General features: G+C 37.9%; 1 protein-coding gene and 1 pseudogene. One reads left to right on the forward strand and one right to left on the reverse strand.

Annotation, left to right across the window (positions count from 1 at the left end; translation table 11 throughout):
- A partial coding sequence (locus ADA42_RS17170) for a transposase (RefSeq protein ID WP_048766467.1) occupies positions 1-404 on the forward strand: 404 nt, incomplete at its 5' end.
- Between the two features lie 645 nt (positions 405-1,049).
- Here the strand turns inward: ADA42_RS17170 and ADA42_RS17175 are convergent.
- Positions 1,050-1,714 (reverse strand): annotated as a pseudogene (locus tag ADA42_RS17175) (ISNCY family transposase); the annotation flags it as partial.

Consider the following 1,714-nt stretch of genomic DNA (forward strand, 5'->3'; position numbering starts at 1 on the left):
ATCAATTTGGTGAAATTGCCTGTTCTGCTTTATCGAATGGACATGTTGCTGACATAAAAATGGTTGAGCAATTGGTTGCTGGCCTAAACGGAAAACTTTACGGGGATCGAGGTTACATCAGCCAAGAATTAAAAATTAGATTGAAAGATCGAGGTATTGATTTAATTACTTATCATCGGAGGAATATGCAGGCTATTCAACTCTGTGCATCAGATGAATATCACTTAAGACAACGCAATAAAATAGAAACATTATTCAGTTTATTGAAGGGGCAATACAATTTAGTGACGAGTAAAGCACGTAGTCTTCATGGATTTCTCAGTGGAATTTACGCCTCACTATGTGCATATCAATTAACCCATGGAAATAAGCCAACAATTCAAATTAAGGAATCATCGGCTTAAACAGGATTCGGGTTATTACACTTTTCCTTCGTAGTTAAAGTACTATACTTATTTTTTTAGTTTTTTTCATATAAATTTAAAATGAATAGGCAAACAAATACGAAAAATCCCGACGTCATGTCGGGATTTTTCGGTGTGGAGCGCATAGGTAGGGCTGACTACCTGATGGTCATGGTGCCTGACTGATTATTATTGTTTTAAGTCATTGAACATCCTGTTCATATAGATCAATCATAAGGACTTCATCGGGACATAGATACAGACAATTTCGTGAAACGCTGTAAGCCAAAACGTACAAAAAATAATCAAAATTTATCCCAATAGTTATCCGCAGAAATTGTGGATTCTTTTGGGTAAAAAAGGCTTAAAAACTATATGGGAATACTATTTTTGATCATTATGTAACCAATTTTATTGGCAAAAGATATCAGCATTGAACATAAAAAAACCGATTTATTTCTAAATCGGTTGAACGAGATCGTTCTAGGGGTTTAACTCAATGTAAGTTTTTGAACTTAAAGTAAACTTAAAGAGCCTGTTATTCTCAAGTAGAAAGATCTTACCTAATAACCAAATAGAAATGTCCTATATGGACATTTCCAAGTCAAGCACAGGATTTAGATTTCGTTCTTGAATTGCTGTTTTCTATGCACGTCTGCTTGGCATCTTTTGAGAACGATTACGTTTGTTTTGCTGTTCCAGTTCTTCATGCTGTTGTTGGATATGATTCAGAACAGCACCCAACCGTTTATTCTCAGCAATCTCTCGCTGATTCAGCTGACTTAATTTATCGAAGAGGCTGTAATTGATCTTTCGGCTATTATGCATGATGGCTACAGTACCATCCGGGTATTCCAGAAACTCAAGATACTTACCGATCAACCTTTGATTTTCTTCGGTGTTTTCCAGGAGATATACACATTTATCATAAGTAATCGTCAGGTTATTCGTGACTCTGCGGGGTTCACGCCAAGTAAAAATATCATCTAATTCTTCGGCTGTTTCAGTGATAGGCCGATGTAGATTCTTAGGATTAAAAGCCATCTTGGCGAACTTCTGATTAAACTGCTCAATGAAGCAGGGTAGCCAGGCATTCGCTTGCTCAATCGAACAGAGATGCCTTTCAGGCGCATCTCCTTGATCAGACGGTCCTGAAGGGTTCTGTTGGCCCGTTCCACACGGCCTTTGGCCTGCGGTGAATTAGCGAAGATGATATCAATATTCAGGGTGCTGAGTACACGTCCAAACTGGGTCATCTTGGTGTCTTTCTTGCTGCTTTGATTCACTCTAAAGACTGAATGTTTGTCGCT

The sequence above is a fragment of the Acinetobacter sp. 243_ASPC genome, from assembly GCF_001054715.1.
GTDB classification, from domain to species: domain Bacteria; phylum Pseudomonadota; class Gammaproteobacteria; order Pseudomonadales; family Moraxellaceae; genus Acinetobacter; species Acinetobacter soli.